This window comes from Paenibacillus shunpengii (assembly GCF_042684905.1).
Classification (GTDB): Bacteria; Bacillota; Bacilli; order Paenibacillales; family Paenibacillaceae; genus Paenibacillus; species Paenibacillus shunpengii.
In genome coordinates this window covers 277305-297659 of record NZ_JBHUMJ010000003.1, presented here as the reverse complement: position 1 = coordinate 297659, position 20355 = coordinate 277305, and the positions used below count along the sequence as shown (strand labels likewise).

The 20355-nt window shown below is 47.6% G+C and carries 17 protein-coding genes; 5 read left to right on the top strand and 12 right to left on the bottom strand.

From position 1 onward, the window contains the following. Nucleotides 1-48: 48 nt before the first annotated feature. On the bottom strand, nucleotides 49-933 hold the full coding sequence (locus ACFSVM_RS15690; RefSeq protein WP_379263247.1) for a LysR family transcriptional regulator: 885 nt from the start codon (nucleotides 931-933) through the stop codon (nucleotides 49-51). Nucleotides 934-1126: 193 nt separating this feature from the next. Here ACFSVM_RS15690 and ACFSVM_RS15685 point away from each other — a divergent pair, with 193 nt between their 5' ends. Then, on the top strand, nucleotides 1127-1864 hold the full coding sequence (locus tag ACFSVM_RS15685) for an SDR family NAD(P)-dependent oxidoreductase (protein ID WP_379263245.1): 738 nt from the start codon (nucleotides 1127-1129) through the stop codon (nucleotides 1862-1864). An 87-nt stretch (nucleotides 1865-1951) separates the two neighbouring features. Beyond that, a complete protein-coding gene (locus tag ACFSVM_RS15680) occupies nucleotides 1952-3205 on the top strand; it encodes an MFS transporter (protein ID WP_379263243.1) in 1254 nt (417 codons plus the stop codon). An 89-nt stretch (nucleotides 3206-3294) separates the two neighbouring features. On the opposite strand, the gene ACFSVM_RS15675 is transcribed toward ACFSVM_RS15680, so the two are convergent. Then, on the bottom strand, nucleotides 3295-4191 hold the full coding sequence (locus tag ACFSVM_RS15675; RefSeq protein WP_076314735.1) for a LysR family transcriptional regulator: 897 nt from the start codon (nucleotides 4189-4191) through the stop codon (nucleotides 3295-3297). A gap of 154 nt (nucleotides 4192-4345) precedes the next feature. Here ACFSVM_RS15675 and gdhA point away from each other — a divergent pair, with 154 nt between their 5' ends. Beyond that, the gene (gene gdhA, locus ACFSVM_RS15670) at nucleotides 4346-5734 is read left to right on the top strand and encodes an NADP-specific glutamate dehydrogenase (RefSeq protein ID WP_090725651.1); all 1389 of its coding nucleotides are present in this window, start codon (nucleotides 4346-4348) and stop codon (nucleotides 5732-5734) included. A 159-nt stretch (nucleotides 5735-5893) separates the two neighbouring features. Here the strand turns inward: gdhA and ACFSVM_RS15665 are convergent, their stop codons facing one another. Further along, the gene (locus ACFSVM_RS15665; protein ID WP_090725652.1) at nucleotides 5894-7759 is read right to left on the bottom strand and encodes a DUF2264 domain-containing protein; all 1866 of its coding nucleotides are present in this window, start codon (nucleotides 7757-7759) and stop codon (nucleotides 5894-5896) included. Between the two features lie 19 nt (nucleotides 7760-7778). After that, a complete protein-coding gene (locus tag ACFSVM_RS15660; protein WP_090725654.1) occupies nucleotides 7779-8966 on the bottom strand; it encodes a glycoside hydrolase family 88 protein in 1188 nt (395 codons plus the stop codon). A gap of 155 nt (nucleotides 8967-9121) precedes the next feature. Between ACFSVM_RS15660 and ACFSVM_RS15655 the strand changes: the two genes are divergently transcribed. Next, nucleotides 9122-10006: an AraC family transcriptional regulator gene (locus ACFSVM_RS15655; RefSeq protein WP_076314739.1), complete on the top strand. Its 885-nt coding sequence runs from the start codon at nucleotides 9122-9124 to the stop codon at nucleotides 10004-10006. Between the two features lie 116 nt (nucleotides 10007-10122). On the opposite strand, the gene ACFSVM_RS15650 is transcribed toward ACFSVM_RS15655, so the two are convergent. From ACFSVM_RS15650 to ACFSVM_RS15620, 7 genes are all read right to left on the bottom strand, one after another. Then, a complete protein-coding gene (locus tag ACFSVM_RS15650) occupies nucleotides 10123-11490 on the bottom strand; it encodes a (Fe-S)-binding protein (protein ID WP_076314943.1) in 1368 nt (455 codons plus the stop codon). 1 nt (nucleotide 11491) lies between these two features. Beyond that, on the bottom strand, nucleotides 11492-12907 hold the full coding sequence (locus tag ACFSVM_RS15645; protein ID WP_090725655.1) for an FAD-linked oxidase C-terminal domain-containing protein: 1416 nt from the start codon (nucleotides 12905-12907) through the stop codon (nucleotides 11492-11494). A 160-nt stretch (nucleotides 12908-13067) separates the two neighbouring features. After that, the gene (locus tag ACFSVM_RS15640; protein WP_090725656.1) at nucleotides 13068-13778 is read right to left on the bottom strand and encodes an SDR family NAD(P)-dependent oxidoreductase; all 711 of its coding nucleotides are present in this window, start codon (nucleotides 13776-13778) and stop codon (nucleotides 13068-13070) included. A gap of 2 nt (nucleotides 13779-13780) precedes the next feature. Continuing rightward, the gene (locus tag ACFSVM_RS15635; RefSeq protein WP_076314742.1) at nucleotides 13781-14836 is read right to left on the bottom strand and encodes a zinc-dependent alcohol dehydrogenase; all 1056 of its coding nucleotides are present in this window, start codon (nucleotides 14834-14836) and stop codon (nucleotides 13781-13783) included. A gap of 28 nt (nucleotides 14837-14864) precedes the next feature. Then, nucleotides 14865-15572, bottom strand: a complete 708-nt coding sequence (locus tag ACFSVM_RS15630) for an RraA family protein (protein ID WP_076314743.1) — start codon at nucleotides 15570-15572, stop codon at nucleotides 14865-14867. Nucleotides 15573-15586: 14 nt separating this feature from the next. Continuing rightward, entirely contained in the window at nucleotides 15587-17626 is a 2040-nt protein-coding gene (locus ACFSVM_RS15625) for a heparinase II/III domain-containing protein (protein ID WP_090725658.1), read from the bottom strand. Between the two features lie 43 nt (nucleotides 17627-17669). Beyond that, entirely contained in the window at nucleotides 17670-18722 is a 1053-nt protein-coding gene (locus ACFSVM_RS15620) for a glycoside hydrolase family 88 protein (protein WP_090725660.1), read from the bottom strand. Between the two features lie 181 nt (nucleotides 18723-18903). On the opposite strand from ACFSVM_RS15620, the gene ACFSVM_RS15615 reads away from it, so the two are divergent. Then, nucleotides 18904-19716 carry an AraC family transcriptional regulator gene (locus tag ACFSVM_RS15615; RefSeq protein WP_090725661.1) on the top strand — a complete coding sequence of 271 codons (813 nt, stop codon included), beginning with the start codon at nucleotides 18904-18906 and terminating at the stop codon, nucleotides 19714-19716. Between the two features lie 187 nt (nucleotides 19717-19903). Here ACFSVM_RS15615 and ACFSVM_RS15610 read toward each other — a convergent pair whose 3' ends face one another. Next, a complete protein-coding gene (locus tag ACFSVM_RS15610) occupies nucleotides 19904-20179 on the bottom strand; it encodes a SemiSWEET family sugar transporter (protein WP_076314747.1) in 276 nt (91 codons plus the stop codon). Nucleotides 20180-20355: the final 176 nt, after the last annotated feature.

The following is a 20355-nucleotide window of genomic DNA, read 5'->3' as shown; positions in this document are numbered from 1 at the left end:
TCTCCGTAATAGGCGCCTTATTGCTCACTTTTTAAAGACGTTCTGAATTTATCCATTTTTCATATCGTGAAAGTACCGATGACAATGGGCAACAAAGGCCGTTGATGTTTTAGTAGGATATGAGTATCGATGCCTTAATAAACCTATCGTTCGTGTAAATTTCCTATTCATAATTGTTAAGTGCTTCAACTTATTTTCATACAAATCAACTGAGGTTTGAGGAGTAAATGCTGCCCCTCGTCCATTTTTAACTAGCTGTAATATCGTTGTCGCTTCCTCTACTTCTACTTGATAAATCGGCGTATATCCTATTGATTTACAAGCTTGATCGGTAAATTGACGAAAACTAAATCGACTCGAAAGCCCGATAAACGGAAAATCGCCTAACTCCATCAAATCTATTGTCCCTTTTGTAGTTTCTTCAAACGAGTTAGGTACCGTCAAAAAAACTTCCTCGTCAAATAAAGGTACCCATTCCACATTTGAATGATCAATTCGATCTGTCGTAATACATACATCGTATTTCCCATGCTCAATAAACTGCTGCAAATTTTCTTTAGATAAAGGAACTTGTTGGCATTTTACATTCGGGTAGTCAGTCAAAAACAGGTCTATAATATTCGTGAAAGTATATGGCAAGGTCGTGACAATAGATAAGCTTCCACCTCTTTCACCCCTTCTTTCTTCTATTGAACGTTCTAAATTACTGACTTCAGAGAAAATACGCTCCGCTCTTTGTAATAAAAACTCCCCATTTTCATTTAATGAAATTCGTTTGCCATTTCTAAAAAACAGATCCATTTCTAACTCAGTCTCCAGATTTGTGATTGCTTTACTTAATGCCGGCTGTGAAATCAGAAGTTCATTAGCGGCTAGTGACATGTTCCCTAATTTGGCTGTGGTATAAAAATATTTCAGTTTGACTAAGTCCAAGTTTTAATCCACCTTTTATAACTGCAAGTTATATAGAAATAAAATATATGTATTTTATATTATAAATGAACACGTTTAAAATAAGTAATGTCACTAATATGTGAACAATTTATGAATTTTATTTAGTGTGCATGAGATCTGCTCGCCAAAAAAATTCATAATTTTGTCATAACTAACTTAGGGGGCTTTTCATATGAGATTGAAGGATAAAGTTGCAGTGATTACAGGAGCAGCATCAGGTATGGGACAAGCCGAAGCAATCCGCTTTGCCAAGGAAGGTGCAAAAGTCGTCGTCGCGGATTTAAATTTAGAAGGTGCTCAGGCCGTTGCTGATGAGATTAAAGCATCTGGTGGAGATGCTATTGCTGTCGCAGTGAATGTTATGAAGACAGAGGATATTATTAACTGCGTAAAAACAACAGAAAGCACCTTTGGACCCGTTGATATCTTAGTAAATAATGCAGGTATATTTGACAAATATACTGCATCGTTAGATACCACTTTGGATCAATGGAATTTCTTTTTAAATGTCAACCTGACAAGTGTATTTGAATTCTCAAATGCGGTATTGCCGAGCATGATTGAGCGTGGTTCGGGCTCGATTGTTAATATAGCTTCAGTAGCCGGTCTTGTTGCAGGCAAAGGCGGGGCTGCTTACACGGCCAGCAAACATGGAGTTATTGGATATACCAAGCATCTATCTTCTGAATATGCTAGGTACGGTGTTAAAATTAACGCAATTTGCCCAGGAACAATTGAAACCCCATTAGTTAAAGATGTCTTGGCCGGGATTCCTAAAGATCTTGTACCAACCCGTACTTTTGGACAAGTAGAACAAGTGGCTGATCTGGCGGTATTCTTAGCATCGGACGAAGCCAAATTCATGAGTGGTGTTGCTGTACCAATTGACGGCGGATTTACTATTCAATAATTCACAATTATTAAAGCGCTTCAATTTCTCAATAATATTAAAGGAGGAGCAATCGTGCTTGCTTCTCCTTTGTCATGAGGTGGAAATATGAATAAGAAGGGGAAACTTCATTATGCTTGGTGGATCATGATTGCAAGTTCTGCAATTTATGCCGCAAGCGTAGGAATTATCGTCAGCTGTGCCGGTCTACTGTACCGTGTAGTAGCAGAAGATTTTGAAGTTGGTGTTTCCGAGATCAGTTTATACACATCGTTAATGTATTTAACGATTACCGTGCTGCTTCCTTTTGCAGGGAAGATATTAAATAAGTTTGATATTCGCTATGTGTTGACACTTTCTGGGCTTGTTAATGCTGTAGCTTTTGGCTTAATGGGTACTTATAACTCGGTGTTCCCATTTTATTTTTCTGGTATTGCTTTAGGTATTGGTAGTACGTTCTTAATCTACGGCTCAATCCCCCTAATCATGAACAACTGGTTCAAAGCTAAAGTTGGAACCACATTAGGGATCGCTATGGCATTTATGGGAATTGGCGGTGCGGTTTTTGCACAAATCACAGCCCTCTTCATCGAATCCATTGGCTGGCGCATGACCTATGTCGTCTTAGGTATGATCGTAGCCATTTTAATTCTGCCATTCTCTATTTTTGTCATTCGTTCGAAGCCCGAGGAATTAAATATGAGACCTTATGGTGCCGATGAAGCGAAAAACACAGATCATGAGCCTGCTGTACAAAAAACAAGTGCCACAGGCGTGACCAAAAGTGCTGCAATGAGATCTCCCGCATTCTATTTGGTTATGCTCTTTACAGGTCTCTTTGGTTTGGCTTCGACAGTCAGCTTCCACGTACCAAACTTTGTACAATCGGTGGGATTCACTGCTGCAATGGCTGCAGTCGGTGTAACTTGTGTAACCATTGGTCAAACAGGCGGTAAATTTCTACTAGGTGCAATAAATGATAGATTCGGCGTAAAGGCGGCTTTGTTTGTGGGGATCGGCAGTGGGATGATTGGTGTAATTGCACTACTTATCTCTGACTCATTCGGAATAGGTATACTCTATGCCGGTGCATTGCTGTTCGGGGTCGGATTCTCAGGCTCAACTCTACTTCCTCCTGTGGTCATACGTGAAGTATTCGGCGGACGTGATTATGCTTCCATCTATACCACCATTATGTCGGCTTCCACATTAGGTGTCGCATTTGGTACGACATTATTTAGTTACCTATATGACTTAACAAGCTCTTACTATATCGTGTTCATTATCGTAATTGCGATTTTTATTGTTTCTATTTCTTCAAGTTTATTTTCTTTAGCTTGGAAGAAAAGATTAAATGTCTAAGAACTAAACAATCCACTAACAAAATCTTCTGAGATTTTGTTAGTGGATTGTTTGTTGTAAAAATGAAGAATACTGTACATTCCTAACGACTATTCACCATCTGACGCGAAAAACTCTGAGAGAAACTGATAAAACAGCTGCTCTGTTGGCAGTAATTTACGCTGCGTTGGAATGATGACACCGATCGTCCGAGTTACCTCAGGCTCAACGAGAGGAATTTTTACCGTTGAATGCGGAATACTGTCAACCAAGGTAACTTCGGGCATCAGCGCAACGCCAAGTCCTGCGGAGACCAAGCCCTTCAGGGCATCGATATCATCCCCTTCGAAGGCAATATGAGGAGTAAACCCGATCTCACTGCACGCTTGCAGCACAATTTCCCTGAAAATGGTCCCTTCTGGCAGCGTAACGAAGGCATCATCCTGCATTTCTGACAATTGAATTGCAGCTCGGTCCGCAAGCCGATGCTGAAGCGGCAATAGTGCCACAATGCGCTCCGTGAAGAGGAGCTTGGACCGAATCTGCGTATCCTCACTCGGCAGCGGGGCAATCATAGCCAAATTAAATTCGCCATTAATGACACCGTCTATCAAATCCCGATAAAGGGCTTGTCTCATCTGAAATCTCGCTTCCGGATACCGCTGACGGAAGGCATAGATGACAGTGGGCAGTACATGAGCAGCCAAACTAATCGGGAATGCAATGCGGACAACGCCCTTCTCCGGATCCAAATATTCCTTCACTTCTCGTTCCGCCTCACCGATCATATTCATCACTTGCTCTACACGTGCCAGCAAAATTTTCCCGATCGGTGTTAGCTTCACTCGCCGTCCTTTGCGAATAAAGAGATCCACTCCAAGCTCGCTTTCCAGCTGAACGATCTGTCTGCTGACCGAAGATTGGGCAACGTGCAGGGCATTAGCCGCGTCGGTCACATGCTCACGCCTCGCAACCTCAATAAAGTAACGCATCTGCCTAATCTCCATCATTCTCCTCCTCCCTTATGCGCAAAACGCATCAACTTTATCTTATCTATATATTGAATCGATGAATTAGTTGAATTTAATATTAAACTACAATCAGATAAAGAGAAATAGGTAAACGACAAATGTATTCTCAAACATCAAAAGGAGTGGAACAATGAGTTTAGTAAAGGAAGTAGAGCAAGCACCGACTGGGCAGACAGAGGCAGCACAGCAATACGTTAATGAGGTATTCGAAACGATTCAGAAGCGAAACCCGGGTGAAACGGAATTCCATCAAGCGGTCAAAGAAGTCCTGATCTCCTTGATCCCTGTTCTTGCGCGTAATCCGCAGTACGTAAAGCACGCTATCTTGGATCGGTTGGTCGAACCGGACAGGCTCGTATCTTTCCGTGTACCATGGGTAGATGATCATGGTAAGGTACACGTGAACCGAGGATACCGTGTCCAATTCAGCAATGCGATCGGTCCTTACAAGGGCGGGCTTCGGTTCCATCCCACGGTGAACGCAAGCATTATCAAATTTTTAGGGTTTGAACAAATCTTCAAAAATTCGTTAACCGGTCAACCGATTGGCGGCGGTAAAGGCGGCTCTGACTTTGATCCGAAAGGAAAAACCGACCTCGAAATTATGCGCTTCTGCCAAAGCTTCATGACCGAGCTGTCAAAACATATTGGACCGGATACAGATGTTCCTGCCGGCGACATTGGTGTCGGTGCCAGAGAAATCGGCTACATGTTCGGTCACTACAAACGGCTGGTCGGTGCGTACGAAGCAGGCGTTCTAACCGGCAAAGGAATCGGATACGGCGGAAGCCTGGGCCGTAAAGAAGCCACCGGCTACGGAGCCGTATACTTTGTGGAGCAGATGCTGCAGAATGCAGACCTCAGCTTCAACGGAAGCCGCGTCGTGGTATCAGGCTCAGGAAACGTCTCCATCTATGCCATGGAAAAAGCGATGCAGTTAGGTGCCAAGGTTGTCGCATGCAGTGACTCCAGCGGCTATATTTATCATGAAGCAGGTATTAACCTGGATACGATCAAGCGGTTGAAGGAAGTAGAGAATCGCAGATGTGAGGATTACGTACTTGAGCATCCGGATGCCGTCTATGTTGCAGGCTGCTCCGGCATTTGGACCATTCCTTGTGATATCGCCTTGCCATGCGCGACTCAGAACGAAATAGACAAAGCTTCCGCTGAATTACTTGTCCGCAATGGCGTGAAAGCCGTCGGCGAAGGTGCCAACATGCCTTCTACACTCGAAGCTGTGGATGTCTTCCTCGAGAACAACGTCTTATTCGCTCCCGCTAAAGCGGCGAATGCAGGCGGCGTATCCGTATCTGCCTTGGAGATGGCACAGAATAGTGCAAGGCTGTCCTGGACGATGGAGGAAGTCGATGCGAAGCTGCAACAGATCATGAGCAATATTTATAACGAGTGCATGCGCGCTTCCGAGGAATACGGTCTTGCAGGTAACCTGGTCATCGGTGCCAATATTGCCGGTTTTGTCAAAGTGGCCGATGCGATGCTTGCGCAAGGGGTTTAACGTGTGAGCTCCCTACCTCTTATAGAAAAAGCAACTATTATGCAAACAGCTATTGCCGGTATATTACCAGCAATAGCTGTTGTGCGTTAAAGCGTTAATTACAATTCAGTAGTATTTTTGAACATAGAGTCCAGCTAATGGTTCTCATAATCCGATCCGTTAAAGTGTTTGCATGTCCAAATGCAGTAGAAGGCTGCCGCTGAAACCATCCTTTAATAAAAGTTGTGAGCCTTTCACTTCAAGAACGGGAGCCAGATTATATTCCTGTTCGCTATGAGGAGAAGGCGTGACGAACACAGCGCTTGCCATCCAATGAACGCCTGGCGACAATTCTTCCGTCAAGGTCGGCAAGAACGTACTCGGGTGGCAGACATTCGTGTTTGGTTCGGTGTGAATAATTTGCGGCCTTGCTGTTCCGAGCAGCCGTTTAATTCCCGTACCTCCCCATGGAAGCAACACGGCGATTTCGTGGTCGGTTTCAATCGTATTCCAGTCCGCATGACCCTGTCCGTTTTGATCCTTAGGGAATGCAAAACCTCCCTCTGCCACATCCAATTCTCTTGCCGTTCGGATCTTATGGACTCTTGCATGCCAAGGAGCGCCTGGGATGACCCACGTTTCTACTTCAACGTCTCTCCAGGGCTTCCACTTGGCGTATACGCACGAGTCGCTGATTTCGAACTTATCGCATTTCCCGCGCGTACGGTACAGTCCATCCTTCTCCGCTAATGCAAGAGAGTTATCGTATGCCCCTTGGACTAGCCCGTAATTCCCCTTCGAAACACTAAATCCGTATATATTGGAATAAGCGAACTTGGCATATTTGGCAACGTTGTTCGCAGGCTCGAAGCCCGCATATTGGCCCGCTGGAAACATAATGACATGTTTCCCCGTATTTTCCCTTGTCAAGATCATTCGAGCTTCCCGCTGCACGGACTTCTGTTCAAGGTGCGGCAACGGCAGCTCCTCCGACTGCCAGAAGGGATGATCGTCCGCTAGAGCAAGCGGCAGGAATGACTTCATCGCCCAATATGGCGAGCCTGGTGCGTTGTATCCCTCGCTCATATTAAGATTAGAATAGCTGTAGCCTATCGTCAGGATGCCTTCAAGTGAAAAGATAGGCTGGTTGAACCACCATCGTAAATTTCTTAACAAAAGTCCCTTCACGACACCCCAAGGAAAAGCCTCGACCCCTGCGTATGCAAGCGCCCCCCAGAAGCAGCTTTGGGCGAATCGGTAAGTCATGCTTCGTCCAAAAGCAACGGCCTCTCCAGTCTCTCCGAACCAGTAAATAAAATCACGCGCGAAGAGGGAGGCTCTTTCCTTATATAGCTTGCTTCGAATGGGATCCTCATTCTCCATTTGCTTGGCGTAAATCAAGCTATAGTAATGAAAGGCAAACGGTACGTAGTAGTCAATCTGATCCGTATCCCCGTCCGTATACCAGCCTCCAGAGATATAGAATTGATCTAATCGGTTTAGATCCTCCTCCATTTTTTTCGCATCGCCCTTTAATCCCCTTTTATATAGTGCCAGATTGACGAGCACTCGGAAGAATCGCCAATTGGTATCTACGGTTTCACGGGCATTCGTCTGGTTCAGCCAATCCGCGAGCCTGATACGCTCTACTTCATCCAATCGGTTCCATGATTGTTCTGGTGCTAAAATAAGCAGTAGTGCGATTGAGGCAATCTCGACTTGTTTTTGATCATAGCTGCTGATATCGCCCCAATAATCCGCATGTCCCGGATCGGAACCATTTATCAAGCCTCTAATATAAATCTCCCATCCATCCCAACTTCCTCCCCCCGCATATAAAGGAGCAAGTCCCCATAGCGGCCTAAGACAGCCCTCCATTTGAGCAACTCTTCGAGAGGTTTGAGAATAGGTGTCCCCAATATCCAATAATGCCCCGCTATCGCTGAAATAAGGGATAAGCGGATCGCATAGCTGATTAACTGCTTTAACCATATCCGCTTTCGACTTCAGCGGATTTGATGAAATGGCTGTTTTTTGTCGGCTCATTTTTTATCCCCCATCTATATTACCAGTACGGTTTCCAATCTTTCACGAGTCGAACCAGTGCCTCGAAGTAAAAGTAATCGCCCCATATGTTGCATTCGTCAATGCCTTTGCCATGCGGCTTCGCATAAACGGCATGAAGGAGTACGCCGTTGGACTCCGGCTTTTCTTTGCTCGTGTAATGATTCATCAAGGACTGAACCATCAGCATAGCTGCATGTTCATACTCTTCTTTACGCTCGTCCGTAACAGGGAGATATTTGGACAATTCCAGAAGACCGCATGCCGCGATGGCTGTCGCCGAGCTGTCCCTCTCCTCTTCTCCTTCTGTAAAGACGAGATCCCAATAAGAAACCTGGTCTTCCGGTAACCGATTGATGAAGTAATGGGCAATTTTCTTGGCCAGATCGAGCAGTTGGACATCCCCCGTATATTTGTAGCTAAGCGGAAAACCGTAAATGCCCCAAGCTTGCCCTCTCGACCAACAAGAGTTGTCGGAATAACCTTGAACCGTTCGTCCATATTTGGGCTCACCGGTATATATATCCATGAAGTAAGTATGATAAGTCGATGCATCTTCCCGCACGATGTATTTCGCAGCCTGTTTCACATGTTGGTAAGCGGCATCGTAATACTTGGAATCACCCGTCGTCTCGGCAGCCCAATATAATAACGGCAGGTTCATGCAGCAATCGATAATCATACGTCCGCCATTCTCCGGATCGTCGGCCCCCCCCCATGCCTGAATAATGCCCGCCTTCTCGAAGTAGCGCTCCATAAGCTGATCGGCTGCGTTCAAGCTGATCTCTTTCGCCTTTTCACTGCCTGTCAACTTATAAGCCGCTACGCTTGACAACGTGTATAGAAATCCGAGGTCATGGGTTCCAGTATTGATTCTCTCTTCGATACGATGCTTATAGCTTTCAAGTTGAACCTCTGCAATGTTACGGTATTTAGAGTCTCCCGTTACCTCATACGCCAGCCAGATCATTCCTGTCCAGAATGAAGACGTCCACTCAATGTTATCGAGCGCGGGATAAACCAGATTAACGCTTGCAGGCGCCGGATATTGGGTAGCGAAAGTCCCTAGATTCTGATCCACCTTAGTTAAAATATAGGCAATGGCTTCTTCACACTGCGCTTTTGATAATGCAGGTCGATTCGTGTACTTGCTCTTATCTACAATGCCTTCGTCTCGAACTTGTTTCATAATAACCTCCATTTGATGTTTATTTATTCCTCATTATAGTTCAAATCTATCCTCCCGCTTGTTCTTAAGATGCAACAAAATAACGCTACATTGTCACAAACAATTAAAACGGTTACAATCAAGCTATAAATAGAAATCAAGTCGAGGAGATCAAGATGAAAAGCCACCTTGAATTAGGATTCAACTATAATTCATTGGATAAGTCCTTCGACTTTTTATATCGAAGTCAAACTTATCAGAAGGATTGGAATATATACCATATTCATGAGGGAATGGAGTTTCTATATGTTCATGAAGGCATTGGCCAAGCCGTAATTGGACAAAAAATATACGATATTGCGCCCAACACGTTGATCTATTTCCAACCTTACCAGCTCCATGGCGTGCGAATCGAGGCCACTCGTTCAACCTTGTATTCCCGATCCATCCTTTCATTCGAACCGTCTGTAATGCTTTCGTATTTGCACCACTTCCACGATCTGAGAGTTTTTTTTCACAAACTATGGAAATCAAAGCTTCCGACCCAAGTCATTCCATTAGGTACAGAGCGTTATCTCGAGCATTTGTTCGAGCACTATCACACACACTTATCTTCTGGTGATTCAAAAAGAAGTAATGAGCCTTTTGTTATGTTTGTATTGTCCTTCTTACAATACGCGAAAACGATATGGCCCAATCAAAAGCAGCATCAACCGACAGTCCATGAATCTAGCCATATCTCATACATCGAAAGAATTATGACCTGGATTGAAGAGAACTACGCAAAGGAGTTTCGACTTGAAGAGCTCGGTGAAGAACTGCATTTAAGCCGTCATTACGTGTCACGGTTGTTTCAATCTGCTGCCGGAACCACGATTACCGATTATTTGAATGCCAGACGCATGCGTCAAGCTTGCTGGCTGCTGCGCAACAGCGATCTCCCGGTTTACGATATATGCCATCAAGTAGGCCTCACCAACGTATCCTACTTCTGCAAGCGATTCCGCGAGTTTGCCGGGACAACTCCCTATCAGTACAGAATAGGGGTCAGAGACGGGTAGAACCAGGTATTAATTTACTAACCCTGCCCTTTACCGCACACAAGCATAGCATGGGAAAAGCCGAGCATCTGCTGCACTCGGCTTTTTCTAAACGCTATTATTGTTGGTCGCAAGCCTTAATCGTGATGACAGATTCGTTCATATAAGAAATCTACGATATGCTTGACTTCCATCTCCCCAGCCGCCCCATGCTTCTCGACCCCTAGCTTCATTTGCAGCAAGCAACCAGGATTGCTTGTGAGTAGATAACGGGCCTCCGTACGATTGGCATGCTCCATCTTATGTGACAAGATTTCTCCCGCCATCTCCGGCTGCGTTACGTTGTAGATGCCCGCTGACCCGCAGCAACGATCCGCTTCTTTCATCTCAACAAAATTGACGTTTGCGACCTGCTTCATTAGCTGTCTCGGCGCGTTTGAACTCTTCATCACATTGCGTAAGTGGCAGGAGTCCTGGTAGGTTATCGTCACCGTCCCAGACGTACGTTCTTCCGTTTCCGCGAATACAGGAATTCTGCCGTGTTCATGGAGCAGCTGACTGACATCAATCACGCGGGAAGCAAACCATTTGGCCATCTCAGCGTGTTCGCTATCTTCGTGAAGCAAGTGGTCATATTCAACAAGTAAGGCGCCACAACCGCCTGCATTAGAAACGATATAATCGATTCCGGCTTCTTTAAATACACTCAAATTCGTGCGAGCCAAACTTCTAGCCAGCTCCATCTCACCACTGTGCGCATGAAGCGCACCGCAACAAACCTGCTCATTCGGAATAACCACCTCGAAGCCAGCTTCCGACAACAGTTTTACCGTATTCACGTTCGTCTGGGCGAATAGGACGTCCATGATACATCCGCGGAACAAGGCGACACGTGCGACGGTCTCGCCCTTGGCAGGGAAGATCGTACCAATTTGCTCCACCACCCCATTAGCAGATGCCTCAGGTAAGACCTTCTCCATCTCGGCAAGGTGCTTAGGAAACATCCGCATCACTCCGCTATGCCTTGCCATTTTCTGAAGACCTGATTTCTGATAGAAGCCAAGCGCTCCGCCTAAGACCTTGAGCCTTTTTCGATGTGGAAAAAGCCCTTCAAATACTGTTCTTCGCAAGCCTCTCACGGGGATACGATGCTTAACTTCATCTTCTATAGCATCTCGCGCCTGTTCGATTAATTGTCCGTATTTAACATCTGCGGGACAGGCTGGTTCACAAGCCCTGCAGCCGAGACAATGATTCATCTGGTCCTGGAAGGCCTGATCTGGACTCATAAGTCCATCTGCAACGGCTTTCATTAGGGCGATGCGGCCTCTCGGTGATTCCTGTTCAAGCCCTGTCTCCCGGAACGTTGGACAAGCCGGCAGACAAAATCCACAGCGCATGCAATTCGTTAATTGATCGTAATCAAGCTTCAGGTGGAGTCTTTGAGCGAGCGGACTCGTAAGCTGTACATCCGGTTTACGGGGGATTGAGCTTACGTTATTTATATTATTCACGTTGAATCACCACTCTTTTTCTCGTCTCCTTGGCAAAGATCTTGCCTGGATTGAGTATATGATCAGGGTCAAAAGCTTGTTTGATCCCACGCATAACCTCGATGCCCGCCTTCCCTAATTTCCATTCCAGGAACGGTGCTTTGACGAGTCCTACACCATGCTCGCCGGTAATCGTTCCTCCCAGCTCGATCGCTGCTTCGAAAATTTCCTCAAAAGCTTTCTCAACACGATGCACTTCAGCGCTATCACGGGCATCCGTTGTTGCCGTTGGGTGAAGATTCCCATCGCCGGCATGGCCGAATGTAGCAATGGAGACATCGTATTTCCGGGCAATTTGATTAATTTTGAGCACCATATCCGCGATTTTTGACCTTGGAACCGTAGCATCTTCCAGGATTGTCGTGGGTCGCAGGCGGGCTAAGGCCGTAAAAGCGCTGCGCCGAGCGGTCATTAGCTTCTCCGCATGCTCTCGGCTCTCAGCCACTGTAACGCGGTCGGCAAGCTCCGATAAGCAAATATGGCGAATATGATCAATGTCACGTTCGACCGCTTCTGGTTCACCATCTTGTTCAATAAGCAGGATCGCCTCCATATCCCTCGGCAGTCCTAACTTGGCGAAATCGTCCACAACCCGGATTGTAGGATTATCCATGATCTCTAACGTAGCAGGTATAATTTGCGATTCGATAATTCGAGATACCGTTCTAGCTGCTCCATATAGATCTTTGTACATCGCAATCATCGTTTTCTTCGATTTTGGCGGAGGAACTAGCTTTAATGTTGCTTCCGTAATAATAGCCAAAGTCCCTTCTGAGCCGATGAGCAGTTTCGTCAAATCATAACCTGCAACATCCTTCATCAGCTTACCACCTGTACGGATGATTTCTCCGTTCGCAAGAACGGCCTCTAGACCGAGGACATAATCCTTCGTCGTTCCGTATTTCAGGCCTCGCAAGCCCCCTGAGCACTCGGCAATATTGCCGCCAATCGTGGAGATTCGCATACTGCTCGGGTCTGGAGGGTAGAACAGGCCCAGTGACTCAATGTGTGCAATGAACTCAGCCGTAATTAAGCCTGGTTGTACCGTTGCCGTCAGATTTTCCAAATCCACATCGACAATACGATTCATACGATGCATAACCATGACGACCCCACCCTCGACTGGAACGGTTCCCCCGCAGAGATTAGAACCGGAGCCTCGCGAAACAAGCGGTATTCGATGAGCAGCCAGTACGCTCATAATCTCGGACACCTGTTTCGTCGTTTCCGGATAGATAACGCCCTCCGGCAAACTTTGCAGCATCGGGGTCCCGTCATAAGAATGGGCGACCAATGCTTCATTATCGTCTCGAAATTGCTGCGCACCAACAATTTGACGAAGTCGGTTCTTTATTTCTTGTGCCAACATAGTAACATTCCTCCCAATTCATTGACGACCCCTTACCGCACGCAAGAAGAAGCTGTGAATAGAAAGCCGAGCAGCTCTGCTCGGCTATTTCTAACGCATGACGTAATACGCAATTTAGTTCGGGTTGGTTCAGTATACATTGAACCGCTTACATAGACCACTATAAGGCATTAAAGGACTCAAAAGAAATCTCATGAAACGCGATGCGAGTATCCGATGCCAGTACAAATAGAATGACATCCGCCACATCGGACGCGAGTAAAAACTTCTCTCGAGGTACCTGCCTGTTGCCCCAGAAGCCGGTATCCGCCCCTCCTGGGTTAAGCGTGGTGACTCGAATATTCTGCTCTTTGACCTGCATCGCAAGGCCTTGGGAGAACATATTGACAGCCGCTTTAGCGGTACAATAGAGCGGCGCGTTCGGATTGGCTCGCTTTGCCGCCATGGAGCCTATATTAATAATGGATGCACCACTCTCCGGACTCACCACGGGAATAAAATGCTTGCAGCACAGGAAAGTACCCTTCACGTTCACATCCATCGTCAGGTCGTATCGCTCTTCCTCCATAGCTTCGATTTTGTCCGGAATCGACAGACCTACCAGATTAACAAGCATATCGGCATGCCCATACGCCTGCGCTACCTGCTCGAACAACGACCTTACCTGCTCCTCCTTCGTCACATCCGCCCGAACAGCGATAACCGACGCGCCTTTGCCTTCCAATTGCATCCTCAGTTCGGCAAGCTTCTCCTCGTTGGTTGAGGTCAGAACAAGCTTGACGCCTTGGTTGGCGAGCGACTCCGCCAACGCACGGCCCATGCCTCCTGTAGCGCCGGTAATAACAGCCACTTTGTTCCGAAGCGATTTCATGATTATAATCCCCTTTCTCTTCCCGATACGTTGCAGTCGAGCAATATTTTCCCTAAGTTGTCCCCCGCGATCATACGCCGAATGGCTTCCTCCGCCTGCTCCATCGGCATCGTGTCGCTAATGATCCGATCTAAGTCGAATTGCCCGGATTCAACTATTTCTTCGAGCATCCGAACCGTCCGTGTAAAGTCCTGGAATGTGTACACACGGCTGCCTACCACGTTTATTTCCTTGAATATCACCTTTAGAACATCGATCTCCGGTTGCTTGTGCGGGAATCCGACGAGCACGACTGTCCCACGGATGGCACATAGCTCGATCGCGCTGGATAATCCGCCCTGCGAGCCCGACACTTCGAACACGACGTCATATCCGGCCCCATTTGTCAGCTCGGCGGACAGATCCGTAACATCCTGCCGTTTCGGATTAATTGCATCAAATCCAAAGGACTTAATGATCTCGATTCGAGCATCATTCAGCTCGGTAAATACTACCTTCTCCGCCCCGCACCGTTTGGCCGCGATGCCGATGACGAGTCCGATCGGACCTCCTCCGATGATAAGCGCTTTGTCGCCAGCTTTGATTCCTGCCCGCTGATTCACATGGAAACCAACGGCGAAAGGTTCGGTTAATGCGGCAATCCGGTCGCTGATGGAATCCTTCAGCTTGATTACCTTGGCGGCAGGAGCCTTCACGTATTGTGCGAAACCGCCGTCGGTATGAATGCCCAGCAGCTTGAGCGTACGGCATACATGCCAGTTGCCCGAGCTGCATGCCGCGCATTCGCCGCAGCTGATGAGAGGCTCCACGACGACTCTGTCGCCGGGCTGAAGATCGTTCCGTTTAATGGAACGAACCTCCTCAATGACTCCGACAAATTCATGTCCCGGTATAACCGGTGTGCGGGCGGTCGGATGCTTACCTTTGTAGATTGTCACGTCTGATCCGCATACGCCCGCATATTTAACCCGTATTAAAACTTCTTCTTCCTGGAGTTTGGGCTCCGGCACTTCCTTATAGAGGATCTGTTCCCATTCGTTCAGTACTGCCGCTTTCATTCCGGGTACACTCCCTTCAAGTTCATAATTAGAAATAACCGCCGCGCTTTACGACTTCGGTCGGAGTCAGTCCGTCCACAATCATCTGCTTAATGTCTTTCTCGTTCTCCTTGATGTATTCCGCCTTGAGCAACACATCGTATGCCAGCTTGCGCGGAATGACGATGACGCCGTCGATATCACCCAGGATGACATCCCCCGGGAATATCATGACGTCACCGAGCTTGACCGGCATTTGCCAACCGATCATGCGGAAGCGGCCCAGCATGCCGTTCGACGTTTTGTATTTGCAGAAGACGGGAAAGTCCTGCTCCAGCACTTTGTCCGTATCCCGAACGCCTCCATCTACAATAGCCCCCCGACAGCCACGGCGCTTGGATGCCATCGTCATAATTTCGCCCCATTGCGCCGATTCGTCATCACCGCTTGTGTCCCAGACGCATACCGAATCCTCATGAAGCGCCTCCAGCATTTGTGCCCGTTGCTCCATCTCACTCGTCAACGTCAGATTCTTGGAGCCTTTGACGGTAAACGCGATTCCTGCCACTTTCATCTCATCCTTCAAAGGCAATATGCTGTTCGGCAACGTCTGATAGACAAGTCCGAGCTCTCTCAGCACGTCATTAACCGCAGCCGTGAATACCTGCTCGAATCGGTCGCACAGCTCCTTATCCGGAATCGGAAGCTGCACGATCTCGTGCTGCTCCCGTGATGCTGCGAATTGTTCCAAATCCATTTCTATCAGCCTCCTTATACAAGTTGTATATCTTTATCGCTAATCCTGTACGCTCGGTTGGTACGATAATCCGTTACCAGTATCTGGCCTTGTTGCTCGAACCCGACCGCAATTCCTCCCTCGTGCGCCGGAGGTTCGGCAAAGTATTGAGCGGCCTCGTTCTTGTACATATGCCAGCCTCGAATGGACTCCAGACCATCCATAGCGAACGCGTAGACCATAACATGCTCCTTTGCGAAGCATTGGTTCTCATAGGTGAATCGGACCGCACTTCCTTCCTTTCCTTGTCCTTCCTGATTGGGCTGGGGATGATAGTACTGGTGCATGTGGCCCCAAGACATATGTCGCCTGCAAGCAGACGCCTCCCCGTCCGAGATGCTGTCCATGAGGAAAAACTTGACCGCCGCGCCGCCGCGCCGGAGCACAATCTTCGTATCGGAATATAGATTGGTCTGGAGCTTGTTGTCACGGTTATTGGTCATGAAATGAGCTCTTGTCTTTACCGGGACATCGGCCACGATCCGATCCACGATGAATAACAGATGCGGAAATGCCGTAATCCAGGTTCGTTCGGCTCTGCGAATCGGATCACCGTACACACCGGCAATCTCGGATCGAACAACGGTTATACCGTCCATCGTTCCAATCAGCTTCCTGTGCGCAAGGGGTTCGCTGGGATTCCGGAAGTTCGCTCCTTCGATGGATCGCTGCGCGATAGGCTCACTTCTTCCCTCGATCTCGAAGGTCCACGTATTATGGGATTCGGTCGCGATGGATTTCGCCTGCGCATCTAGTCGATAACATGCATGTCCAGGATCAATGAAGAACCTTTCGTTCCTGTGCGCCAGAATGAATGAGCCTTGATCATAATGGTTATGGCTGGTCACCTGCAGCGGTTCATATCCTGCCTGAATGGCAATTACGGAGCTTTCCGCGGTTCTTCCGTCTCGGACAATTACGTTGCCCGTCTCGAACGAGGCAGCCAGCGGAAGCCCAGCCTTCTCCGGAGATAACGGTTCTGCGGCGTCGAGGTAATGAACCATCGTCATGAACTGATAGGAACTGATGAAAGCAAAGGTGCCCAGCTCATTACGTTCCAGCTCAAGACGGTCATAAGTCTGCTCGAAGAGCCATCTGGAGAGACCTGCCTCCATGGGTGCCGCGTTCTTTGCCCTGCAGGCGATATGCAGGAGAATGTCCGCGCTCGGCCGGTAGATAGCCGCCGAGTCTCCGAAGTTCGCAGAGCGGGGATACACAGGATCATCTTCTTTTCCAAGCGGCTTCATGTAGAGCAAGGATTGTACAGCCCAAGGAATACAGCGGACATAACATAAGAAATCCGCGCGCTCTGCCAGCTTCGAATCGTACCGAATCAGCATCTCGTTCAGATGACTGAGATGAAGCGTCGCATAATTCCAATATTGAAGCGATTCCCCATAGCTGTCCCCATTGTACATACGGGTTGCCGTCTGGTAGAAATCAAGTGCTTCTTCGACCGCAGAGCGATCCTCCAGAATGATCGATGCCGTGCCGTAGCCGTTCAAGAGCACCATAAACCAGTTGCTGATGTTCCCCGTATCATCCTTCATCCGAATAAGAGAACGCTTGCAAGGCTCTTGGCAATGCTCTCGGATCGCTTCGAGGAGCTTTGCACGTTCCTCATTGGTAAATAAATCGCCGGCCAAATCATAAGCTGCACACATCGCGAGCCCCACATGGGACGTCTCAAGCACGCCGTGCTGCGGATTGCCCCTGCCCCGGAACCATGGACCGTGCCATTCCGTCCCCGGCTTATCCAGCAGCTCCAGCACGACTTCGCGGAGCCACTGTCCCGCTTCGGCATGGCGATCGACCGCATATACGAATGCCGCGTCGCTAATCCGTTCCCATGCCAAATGCCACCATTCCACCGTATCTCCGTCTTGCACAAGCCCCGGTGTGCAAATTTGGCGCTCCGTCCGCTCCAGCAAATTGTGCCACAGCCGCTCCAGCTTGCCTCCTTCTTGAATGGCGGCTCTTACTGCTTTCAATTCTTCTGACGTCAACATCAACATGACTGACCACTCCTTATCTCAATCGTATACCCTATCGTCCTCACTATTCCGTGATTAACTCGTGATATCCATGCCTATAAGCCTCCGAAAACGCGAGTAAGAACGAGCCGAAGCTATGATGCTCGTTGCGATAAGGAAGAGGAAGAGTAACGTAAGCCTTCACGGTTCCCTTCTCTTCTCCTTCGCCGGGACACAAATTACCGGGGCAGCTAAGCTCGGTGTCGAACTCGGGCGTCACGCCGTGTCTATATAGCCCATTTATTCCGCGCTCAAATGCAGCTCCGAAGCGTTCCTTATCTAGAAGCCCCAGCCGCAACCCCACTCCGTATCCGTACAGAATCAGCCCTGTGCCGGAAGACTCCTCGTACGAATATTCAAACGGAATTTCTTGTCTCCAGAAACCACGTTTGGATTGGTGAGGCAGCATCGCCTCGGACAGTGCCCTGAACTCCCGCTCCGCACGTTCCCGGTACGGTGATTGACGGGGCAAATATTGTACCAGCTCGGTCAAAGCGATGTACCCCCAGCCGTTCCCTCGGCTCCAGTGATCCTCGGAGAATCTTCCGGGACCAACAAAATTTTTACATTGATGAAGCAGTCCGTTCTCGGGATTTCTAAACTCCTCGATCATAAGAAACGTTTGGTTAGCCGCCTCTTCTATATAACGCTCCTCTCGGAGACCAATACCAGAGAACAGCAGATAGGGAGTAGCTGCCATCGCCACGTCGATCCAGATTAGATTTGCCTCTGGAGCGCCGGGCATCTTCAGAATGCCTTTATCATCTCTCGGAGCTTGCATAAGTTCCTCCGCATATTCCCTTATCTGATTCGCTGATTCAGGCACGTGACCTTTCATGAACGCATACGCTCTCGCAATTCCACCAATCCGATAATTCGGAAAGTTGTACGGCGGATGGTCCACTTCATCTGGAAAGCGCTTTAAAATAGCAAGACAGCGTTCCATCAGTAGATTATCTCCTCCCGCTTCTGCTGTTCGAAGCAGACCATAAATGGCTAGAAGCCCATAATAATGCTTAATTTCTTCTAACCGTTCATAATTGTCGTAAAGTTTTACCGCTACCGACAAGGTATTCATATTATTCACCCTCCACAACGACTTCTAATGATTCCATCATAATCCGATTACATTCGTCGAACCATGCCGAGTTCGCCGTTTTATTTGTACAATCTGCCTTTAATTTTCACATGAATATATAACACAAACCTCGTCTCCTGCTCTATAATATATAAAAACGACATGAGGAGGCACCGCTTCCATGAACCATGCAACAACGTTAGCCGGCCATGATTTCGTAGTAACGGATATCATGTATGTTCTCGATCGCCATCCTGATCCCCAGTGGAGGCTGCGAAGCAACTTCTGCAACCCCCATTATGTTATTGCGTATTGCAAGTCCGGTCAGGCTGAATATCATTACAACAACGAGCAAGTAAACGTAGGCAAGGGCGATGTTCTGCTATTCCCCAAGCTCTACCAGCATGGAGCCGCCAGCGACCCTCATGACCCGTGGTCCTTTCTAACCGTTGCTTTTGAACTGGCCGACTTGCAGGGAACGGCGGAAAAAGCCATTGAAAGTCTCCCGCGCTGTATGGCCTCTTCATATGGATATGAAATGCATGAGCTGTTTGGCAAGCTGTATCGGTCATGGACTAGTAAAAAACCAGGTTACTTACTTCTTTGCAGAGGTTTGCTCATGGAGATGCTTTATCTCATTGTCCGACAATTTAGTCAGCCTTTGATTCTTACACCACAAGCCCATACGATTGAAAAATTAATGGATGATTTGCAAGCCCACGTACACAAAACGTACTCTGTCGACGAGCTTGCTGCTCGTGTAGGACTAAGTCCGTCTTACTTTCGCACTGTCTTCAAACAAACAGCCGGCATGACAGCCATCGAATATCAGAACCAGCTAAAAATTAATAAAGCCGGCGATCTTCTGCTCGGGGGCTACTGCAATGTATCAGAAGCAGCGGAAGCAGTTGGCTTCAAAGACATTTATTACTTCAGCAGACTCTTCAAAAAGATAACCGGCATGCCGCCTTCGACTTATCTCAAGAACCGTTAAACGTGGCAAGAGGGGTGTCAAAAGACAGAAGGCCGTACCATCCAATAACGCAATTGGACATGCACGGCCTTTTCTATGTTTATCAAAAGCGTGATAAGCTCTAGGTAGATCCCACCTATATACCCGCAGCGCACGGTAGGTAGCGGATTGACCAAAGGCCTTATTGCTAGCATTCAATTCAAGTCATTTATTTACTCTCTGGTTTTCTTGAACGTTTAAGATCCTTATAGGTATACTTAAGAATTATAATCGCTAAAGTGCATGTAATTAGATTAGCTAGCCAGATAGCCGTCTGTTCGGTTATTAATCCGTAAATGACCCACAGAATCTGGCCTGTTGTTAGAATCAGATACATGCCGAAGGAAATTCCCGCCGTATTTTTAGTCTGAATAACCTTAATCGCCTGGGGCAGGAAGGAAATGGTTGTAAATGCAGCGGCGAGAAAGCCCAGTATGGATAGCATATCGCATGATAACTCCCTTTAAACTGAATGTTTTGTCTCATCAACAAGCTGGATAACCAGATCGAAACGTTATATCGTTCATAGGCCAATTGACAATCTTCGTATATTCGGCAAACCAATGGGATATATCGCCGTGTCCAATTTAGGAAAGTGGTCCCGTCGCTCACTGAGCTCCG

Bases quoted from the DNA above. Each gene is read 5' to 3' on its own strand.
- ACFSVM_RS15685 (WP_379263245.1), top strand. From the start codon at position 1,127: ATGAGATTGAAGGATAAAGTTGCAGTGATTACAGGAGCAGCATCAGGT.
- ACFSVM_RS15680 (WP_379263243.1), top strand. From the start codon at position 1,952: ATGAATAAGAAGGGGAAACTTCATTATGCTTGGTGGATCATGATTGCA.
- ACFSVM_RS15675 (WP_076314735.1), bottom strand. From the start codon at position 4,191: ATGGAGATTAGGCAGATGCGTTACTTTATTGAGGTTGCGAGGCGTGAG.
- gdhA (WP_090725651.1), top strand. From the start codon at position 4,346: ATGAGTTTAGTAAAGGAAGTAGAGCAAGCACCGACTGGGCAGACAGAG.
- ACFSVM_RS15665 (WP_090725652.1), bottom strand. From the start codon at position 7,759: ATGAGCCGACAAAAAACAGCCATTTCATCAAATCCGCTGAAGTCGAAA.
- ACFSVM_RS15660 (WP_090725654.1), bottom strand. From the start codon at position 8,966: ATGAAACAAGTTCGAGACGAAGGCATTGTAGATAAGAGCAAGTACACG.
- ACFSVM_RS15655 (WP_076314739.1), top strand. From the start codon at position 9,122: ATGAAAAGCCACCTTGAATTAGGATTCAACTATAATTCATTGGATAAG.
- ACFSVM_RS15645 (WP_090725655.1), bottom strand. From the start codon at position 12,907: ATGTTGGCACAAGAAATAAAGAACCGACTTCGTCAAATTGTTGGTGCG.
- ACFSVM_RS15640 (WP_090725656.1), bottom strand. From the start codon at position 13,778: ATGAAATCGCTTCGGAACAAAGTGGCTGTTATTACCGGCGCTACAGGA.
- ACFSVM_RS15635 (WP_076314742.1), bottom strand. From the start codon at position 14,836: ATGAAAGCGGCAGTACTGAACGAATGGGAACAGATCCTCTATAAGGAA.
- ACFSVM_RS15630 (WP_076314743.1), bottom strand. From the start codon at position 15,572: ATGGATTTGGAACAATTCGCAGCATCACGGGAGCAGCACGAGATCGTG.
- ACFSVM_RS15625 (WP_090725658.1), bottom strand. From the start codon at position 17,626: ATGTTGATGTTGACGTCAGAAGAATTGAAAGCAGTAAGAGCCGCCATT.
- ACFSVM_RS15620 (WP_090725660.1), bottom strand. From the start codon at position 18,722: ATGAATACCTTGTCGGTAGCGGTAAAACTTTACGACAATTATGAACGG.
- ACFSVM_RS15615 (WP_090725661.1), top strand. From the start codon at position 18,904: ATGAACCATGCAACAACGTTAGCCGGCCATGATTTCGTAGTAACGGAT.
- ACFSVM_RS15610 (WP_076314747.1), bottom strand. From the start codon at position 20,179: ATGCTATCCATACTGGGCTTTCTCGCCGCTGCATTTACAACCATTTCC.